1 protein-coding gene is annotated in these 833 nt (G+C 66.3%); it reads right to left on the minus strand.

What is annotated here, in order from left to right; genetic code table 11:
- Positions 1-169 precede the first annotated feature (169 nt).
- Positions 170-833 (minus strand): alpha-D-glucose phosphate-specific phosphoglucomutase (locus EN742_RS36385; protein WP_128333957.1); only part of this gene is annotated, 664 nt, incomplete at its 5' end.

An 833-nucleotide genomic window follows, 5' to 3' on the forward strand; every position in this document is an offset into this window, starting at 1 on the left:
GGAGAAGGTGGATCGGCGCGCAGCGCCGAGCCGGATGAGGGGTCTTGGACGGAATGAGGCGTCGATGATCTGGATGATGGTTTGCGCCAAGCTGGGGCACCCCTCATCCGTCGCCTTCGGCGACACCTTCTCCCACAAGGGGAGAAGGGGGAGCCGCGGAGAACCACCCTCAAGTAATCACGCTCGGCTTGTCGCGGCCGGTGTGGCTCTTGATACCCGCAATATCGTCCGCCGCGGCGATGAGGTCGGCGAGCGCTTCCTGCGTGTCGAGATCGTGCCTCGCCTGATCCGGCTCGTAGCGCTCGATATAGACGCGCAGCGTGGCGCCGGAGGTGCCGGTGCCGGAGAGGCGGAAGACGACGCGCGAGCCGCCCTCGAACAGGATCCTGATGCCCTGGTTCTTGCTCACCGAGCCGTCGACCGGATCGTGATAGGCGAAGTCGTCGGCGTTGGCGATTTTCAGGCCGCGCACGCTGGTGCCGGGCAGCGAAGCGAGCTTGGCGCGCAACTCGTCGACCAGTTTGTTGGCGCGCTCGGTCTCGACCTCCTCATAGTCGTGGCGGGAATAGTAGTTGCGGCCGTAAGTCGCCCAGTGCTCGGTGACGATCTGCCTGGCGCTCTCGCCGCGCACCGCGAGGATGTTGAGCCACAGGAGCACCGCCCACAGCCCGTCCTTCTCGCGCACATGGTTGGAGCCGGTGCCGGCGCTTTCCTCACCGCAGATCGTCGCCATGCCGGCGTCGAGCAGATTGCCGAAGAACTTCCAGCCGGTCGGCGTCTCATAGATGCCGATGCCGAGCTTCTCGGCGACGCGGTCGGCGGCGCCGCTGGTC

Source organism: Mesorhizobium sp. M4A.F.Ca.ET.020.02.1.1 (assembly GCF_004022645.1).
GTDB lineage: Bacteria > Pseudomonadota > Alphaproteobacteria > Rhizobiales > Rhizobiaceae > Mesorhizobium.